General features: G+C 31.0%; 5 protein-coding genes and 2 pseudogenes. 4 read left to right on the forward strand and 3 right to left on the reverse strand.

Going from position 1 to position 6,566, the window contains the following annotated elements:
* Positions 1-147: pseudogene (gene eno / locus BLS49_RS24255) on the forward strand (phosphopyruvate hydratase); the annotation flags it as partial.
* 779 nt (positions 148-926) lie between these two features.
* Here eno and BLS49_RS24260 read toward each other — a convergent pair.
* The 3 genes from BLS49_RS24260 to BLS49_RS24270 form a co-directional block, all read right to left on the reverse strand.
* Entirely contained in the window at positions 927-1,457 is a 531-nt protein-coding gene (locus BLS49_RS24260; RefSeq protein ID WP_091236693.1) for an RNA polymerase sigma factor, read from the reverse strand.
* Positions 1,458-1,549: 92 nt separating this feature from the next.
* A complete protein-coding gene (locus BLS49_RS24265) occupies positions 1,550-2,911 on the reverse strand; it encodes an ABC transporter substrate-binding protein (RefSeq protein ID WP_091236695.1) in 1,362 nt (453 codons plus the stop codon).
* Positions 2,912-2,947: 36 nt separating this feature from the next.
* A complete protein-coding gene (locus tag BLS49_RS24270) occupies positions 2,948-4,777 on the reverse strand; it encodes an ABC transporter ATP-binding protein (RefSeq protein ID WP_091236697.1) in 1,830 nt (609 codons plus the stop codon).
* A gap of 528 nt (positions 4,778-5,305) precedes the next feature.
* Here BLS49_RS24270 and BLS49_RS24275 point away from each other — a divergent pair.
* The 3 genes and pseudogenes from BLS49_RS24275 to BLS49_RS24285 form a co-directional block, all read left to right on the forward strand.
* Complete coding sequence (locus tag BLS49_RS24275; protein ID WP_091236699.1) at positions 5,306-5,821, forward strand: MauE/DoxX family redox-associated membrane protein; 516 nt, start codon at positions 5,306-5,308, stop codon at positions 5,819-5,821.
* 2 nt (positions 5,822-5,823) lie between these two features.
* Positions 5,824-6,387, forward strand: coding sequence for a peroxiredoxin family protein (locus tag BLS49_RS24280; RefSeq protein ID WP_091236701.1), 564 nt, complete (start codon positions 5,824-5,826; stop codon positions 6,385-6,387).
* A gap of 66 nt (positions 6,388-6,453) precedes the next feature.
* Positions 6,454-6,566 (forward strand): annotated as a pseudogene (locus BLS49_RS24285) (hypothetical protein); the annotation flags it as partial.

The raw sequence follows: 6,566 nt of genomic DNA on the forward strand, positions 1-6,566 counted from the left end.
GCAACTAACGCTGGCCAAATCAAAACTGGTGCACCTTCCCGTACTGACCGTATTGCGAAGTACAACCAATTGCTTCGTATCGAAGACCAATTGGGTGAACTTGCTCAATATAACGGCTTGAAATCTTTCTACAACCTGAAGAGATAATTAGCCTTACACAGGTAAGTCCCTAGTTATTCCCACTAAGTAATGCAAGTCAAGGCTCCATGCCCGTTAAGGGGATGGAGCCTTGTTATGTTCATTTTAAACTAGTAGTATGGAATTACTCCGAAATTACTTTAATGAACTTTTAGCCGCCGTTTGTTATAGGGGATCATTAACTGGTCAATTTATATAATTGCTGTAGAATTGCGATAACTAGATAATATTTATTAATAAAACTAGTTATGGTTTGAAAAGCCCCTTGTTTCAATAAAACATCCTCGACATCTTGTTAGGAGCTTATGTGAAGTTGTTATATTTCGTGCCATCCGACTTGAATTTTGATTTGAGTCTGTTGTGGTAAAGAAAAGTTTATCGCATTATAACGTTAAAGAGCAGGTTATCACCATGGTTAGTATCATGGTAAAACAAGATCATTTTTGACCATTTAAATGTTCTAATCATGATCGTGAATGTAATAAACAGGATAGAAAGAATGATGGATTTGCCATAAAGATCTATGCAACCGTTCTTAAGACACCACTCAATCTAAAGTACAACGCTTATATGGTCATCGACATAATAAAGACGTTCTAAGAGACTGACTAGATATTTCTATTTGTCATTCAAACATAGGGATCCAGAAATGTATGATTGACCATATTCAAGCTTCACTCACTGTGTCTCTTATTATAAAGATTATAAAATTAGATAGGGCATGGGAAGTGGTCAGTATTTACACATTAGTGTTTGATAGAAGTCAACATAAAAAATGGAGGCCTAAATTAAAGTTGCTCACGTAAAATTTTTCTTGCACGATGTAGATTTTGCTTTACTGCCCCTTCGCTTATCCCAATTATTTTTGAAATTTCTTTATAACTTAGTTGCATGATACTTCGGTAATAAATGGTCTTTCTAAGATTTAAGGGCAATAGTGAAACGTAATAGAGTATATTTTTTATTTTTACATACTCAATAATTGGATTACTGACATAGAAATTATGAGTTACATCGTCAATGTTTAGGTTATTTTTATTATATTTGTGTTTTCTTAGATAATTTAAGGCCAAATTTTTGGTTAAAATATATATCCAGGAGTTTAGTTTACTATTATAAATATGAGTTAAATCTTTATTGATTACTCTCAAAAAAGCCTCTTGCAAGATATCCTCTGTAGAAAAGTGATTTCTTACAATGGAATACACTAGTTTATAGTGACATTTTATATATAAATTGTATATTAAAGTCTGCTTTTCTGAATTTAGTTGACAAAAGTTCTCTAATTCCTCTTTAGAATATAATGATTTATTACTCATTTTCGTCTAACCCCCCTTTTTAACAAAATCTTGAAATATTTTTGTTCTCGTAAGTTAAAATTACTATTTATTTTGAATGTTAGATTCTCCAATCATTTATTTAGTAAGTTGTCAGATAAAAGCTCTTGTCCCTTTTGTTCAATAGAAGCTAACCCTTCATCTAAAGATATATTCTCTTGATAAACCTCGTTGATTTTGCTGCTTGCAAATGAGTTGAATAATTCAAAAAAGTCACTAGATATATTTAATGACTTCTTTGAGACATAGGGATTTATTTTCAGTTTATAAAAAGCATCTAGGTTGTGTTGCTCATCCGATAATGAGTCTCTTCGCGTCGGTAAACTATTGTTTAAGGTTGATTTTAATGTTACCCTTGTGAATTCTTCGCTATTAATATATTTAATAATTTCCCATGCCGCCTGTGTATTGGTTGATTTCGAATTAATAGCTAGAACGTACTGAATCCATATAGAATCTTCACTACTAAATACATTGTCAGTTGAAGGTAAGGTTACGATATCCCAGTTTGGAGCTGATTCAGGGTTAAGTTCTTCAACTAGTTTTAAATCATTCATAAAATAATGTCCTTCAATTGTCATTGCCACTTCTTTGGTAATAAACGGGTTAGCAAGTAAGTGATCCTGATATGTCATTCCTGGTTTCAATTGATCCTTTTCTGTAGATTGGTAAATAGAATTTGTTTGATAAGCAGCGAGTACAAATTCAAAAACGTTCTTCCAGCCCGAAGTATTTATATTTATTTTTTTATTCTGTACATCTAAATATTTTAAGTTGTTATTTGACCCAATATTAAGAGCGAGTTGGAACAGAGTATTATTATTTGAACCGAATTGAATTCCATAGGATGAGGTACTATTAGGAGAGAATCTCTGGGCAAGTGACATTAACTCTTTCCAACTCATGGTGTCTGTGGGATAAGGTATTTGGTAATTATCGAATAAATCTTTGTTATAATAAACTGCCATTCCATAGAAGTTAGGTGTTAATCCATATAACTCACCCGATCCAATAGAACGAATGTAATCGGTAATTGCAGGTAGCATATTATCAATATCAAAGTTATCTTGTGTAATAATTCGATCCAAGTTATATAATTGACCAAGATTTCCGTACCGTTCAAGCTGTTCAGGAAATAGAAAAAGAATATCTGGTTGTTTTTCATCAATGATTTTGTCATATGCAAGTTGAACTTCTTCACTACTAGCAAGATTTGAAGTATTGGGAAATGGAATCACTTCAAACTCAATGTTTGGATAGTTTGCACTTAATAATGAACCATAATTAGTAAAAAATGAGGACTCACTCTCATATAGTACTTTAATTATATACTTTTCCTTTTTGTTAAAATTCATTAAGTCATTGCCATCTTTACTGCATCCAAAAGTGATTAATAAAAATAAAATCATGCTGACGCTTATTATGTTTTTTTTCATTTCGTTTCCCTACCTTCGTAAGTATCCTTAACTAAATTAACAAACAGTATCCGCACTATGATAATTTTTTGCTTGTAAGTTAAACATCTTTGCATAATAGCCATCTAATGATAGAAGTTCTTTATGACTTCCTTGTTCTACAATTTTTCCTTGTTTCATTACTAGAATAAGATCTGCATTTATGCAACTACTTAAACGATGGGAAATTATAATTGTAGTTTTACCGTTGGATAGCTCAGTAAATTTTTTATACAAAGACGCCTCGGCAAATGGATCTAAAGAAGCAGCAGGTTCGTCTAGTATGATAATTTTTGAGGAACGAAAAAAGGCGCGACTAATCGCCATTTTTTGCCACTGGCCTCCTGATAATTCTGTGCCTCCATTAAAACTACGACCTAACTGAGTGTCGTATTTAATTGGAAATTGATTGATAAAAGAGAAGGAGTCTCCTTTGATAGATGCATCAATTATTTTATTTTTATCATCAATATGTCTTACATCACCGAAGGCTATGTTTTCATTTACTGTTAATTCGTATTTACAAAAGTCCTGAAAAACTGTACTTACGTGGTTGAATATTTTACTTGAGGGTATATTCCTTAATTCTGTTTCGCCGTAGTAAATATTCCCATTATATGTGCGGTAAAATCCCAATAGGCACTTTACAAGGGTGCTCTTACCGGCGCCATTATCTCCAACGATAGCAACTTTCTCACCCGGATGAATTCTAAATGAAATATGGTCTAGAATGGGAGGACCATTTTTATCATAGTAAAAATTTAAATTATCTACAAATATACCATTTCCTATTAGGTCATTTTCGTCAGTCTTAATATTTGTATTGTTATCTACTGCTAGTTCATCAGAGAATTCTAAAAATTGTATAAGTTCTTGAATTGATAATGAATTTGCATATAAAGATGAAATTGAGTAAGAAAGTGTGACTAAAATACCCTGAATTGATATGAAAGCTTGAGAAATAGCTGTATAATCACCGATAGTTAAGTTGCTTTTTGCTCCTATCCAAATGATAAATCCTAAATTTAAGGCAATAAGTACAGCAGTAAGGACCTCAAGACCAGTCCTAAAATAAGAGTTATAAATATCAAATGAAAATTTCCTATTAGTATATTTCTGATATACTATTTTCCACCTATTTATTAAATAATCTTGCAACTGGAATACTCTTATTTCTTTAGCGCTCTCCCGACCTTTAAGTAAATTTAGGAAGTAGTTAATTAGTCTGGATAACTGTGTAGTTTCCCTATTTAAATTATGATTAAGTTTACTAATTTTGATGTTAATTACTAAAGGTAGAAATGCAAATAGTATGATTGAAATACTTGTTAACCAATGAATAGTTGATATTATCCCAATTAAAGTTGAGAGAGTTAATATATTTTGCAGTACTATTAATGGTCCGTTAAACATTTCAACTACTCTTTGGCTTTGTCCAGAAGATACACGTAGTAATTGGTCATAGAAATCACTTTTCTCATAATGCATTATTGGAATTGATGAAGTTTTTGTGATAATTCTCTCCTCGGTAACGAAGGTGATTTTATTTTGCATTTTAATATTATTTATTCTTTCTAAAGAGATTAATACATGACCAATGATTAGTAGTAAGGTTTGTATAGCTAAATATTGCATTGCGTAATCTAAATTTTCCCTATGTTGGAATATTTCACTAATAGAGTCTACCATTTTTTTCGTGATTATTAATTGAATACTAGGAATTAGAGCATGTATTATTTTTAGACATATTGAGAATATGATCTCTACGCGTACTACACTCCAATAATATGCAATAAATCTAATTGAAGTTTTTAAAATTAATATAGTCTTAGAAAAACTGGATATCATATATAAATTTCCACCTTATTAATCTATGTAATATATCGCTGATAAACAATAAGTTTACCAGCGATATATTTATCCCCACATACTATATTGTAGAACTACCAGAATAGGTCTTCTAGCAAGTGCCTGTTGTGCAACTTTTATCAGGTGTACTTTTAGCAAAACGGTTTCTTCCGCTTGATAATGAAGTGCCTGAATCAATTGGACTCTCACAACCACAGCATGTGTACTGCTCCCAATCACAATATTTATAACTAGAGTCAGTTGGATCAGTTGTGCAATTAGAGTAATAAGTGCATGTTTTCTTTGTTAAGGCGAATGTAGTAATCAAATTTAAAACCTCCTTAGAATTTTTTTGTGGGGATATTGGAGTAAATCTTGAAGTTACACTCTTTATATACAACAATTATTTTTGTTAAAATGTTACATGTTTTGGAATATAATATAAAATTTTTATCATATAACTTTTTATCTAATATATGTGTTTAATATATTAAATTGATGAAATAAATTTTTTGAGGAGTTGATCAGATGACATTAATACTTTTTATTAGAATTTTTTTAGCGACACTAATGATTTGTACAGGACTTTTAAAGATTGCTTCTTATAAATCGTTTAAGACTACTGTTTTGTTACTCATACAGCGTGAAAGATTAGGTCAATTCGGAGCAATATTAATTATTTCATTAGAAATAGCGTGTGGTATTTTGTTGTTTATGGACAAGTTTACTGTGTTTGGGAACTTAATCTTAGTTTTATTGAATGCTACATTCATTTGGTCTGTTTGGAAAGCAAGTAAATTGAATATAAAAGTTACATGTAATTGTTTCGGAGATTGGATTCCTGAAGAACTTGGTAAATCAACATTGTTTAGAATTATTCCTCTCCTCATCATTTCCATAACAATGTTTCTATGGAATGATAGGATAACGATGTCAAATTTATATGAGATTATCTTATCAATTCTTTTTAGCATTTCTTTGATCGGTGTATATGCTATGGGTAAATCATTTAAAGATTACTATAACGTTGAAAGTGGGAGGTAATTATGATAGTATTTGGACAAATTATTGAGCTTATTCAATGGATAATAATAATAATTCTATTGTTCTTCATGTCATATGTTTTTAGAAAAAGTTATGAAGCTATTTCAGCAAATATGAAAAGTGAAGCTAAAAATAGTACTACTGTGGAGATTGGTTCAATATTTCCTTATCTCAGGTTAAGAACAATAACAGATAAAATAATAGACTTACATACTTTTAAATTCTCAGGTTCAATTATATTATTTAGTATGCATGGTTGCAGTGGATGCGAAAAATTGTATCCTCATATGAACTCGATTAATGATGAGTTTTCTTCTTTTCAGGTAGTATCTGTAATGATATCGCCATTGAAGAATCTATTTAGTAAAAAAGAAAAATATGATCTGAAGTTACCAATCCATCATGTTGAGCTTGGAGAGATGCATAAATATGGGACTCATACTTTCCCTTATTGCTATATTTTATCTAGTACTGGAGAGGTAATTAATAAAGGAATAATTCAAGATAAAGAAGGAATTTACCAATTACTTCAGAAAAGTGATAGTAATATTAATGCAATTGGATAAGTTAAGCAAGACAAAATCAGAGCCATGTTTTTTGGTTATAAATTTATTAATTATTGAAAAGATAACGTTATCTCCCACCGTTCCGGTGAGTCCGAAGATAGCACAATCGCTGATATCGCGGTTGCAACTAACGCTGGCCAAATCAAAACTGGTGCACCTTCCCGTACTGACCGTATTGC

It is taken from the genome of Fontibacillus panacisegetis (genome assembly GCF_900102215.1).
In the GTDB taxonomy this organism is placed as follows: Bacteria; Bacillota; Bacilli; order Paenibacillales; family Paenibacillaceae; genus Fontibacillus; species Fontibacillus panacisegetis.

Bases quoted from the DNA above. Each gene is read 5' to 3' on its own strand.
- BLS49_RS24265 (WP_091236695.1), bottom strand. From the start codon at position 2,911: ATGAAAAAAAACATAATAAGCGTCAGCATGATTTTATTTTTATTAATC.
- BLS49_RS24280 (WP_091236701.1), top strand. From the start codon at position 5,824: ATGATAGTATTTGGACAAATTATTGAGCTTATTCAATGGATAATAATA.
- BLS49_RS24260 (WP_091236693.1), bottom strand. From the start codon at position 1,457: ATGAGTAATAAATCATTATATTCTAAAGAGGAATTAGAGAACTTTTGT.
- BLS49_RS24270 (WP_091236697.1), bottom strand. From the start codon at position 4,777: ATGATATCCAGTTTTTCTAAGACTATATTAATTTTAAAAACTTCAATT.
- BLS49_RS24275 (WP_091236699.1), top strand. From the start codon at position 5,306: ATGACATTAATACTTTTTATTAGAATTTTTTTAGCGACACTAATGATT.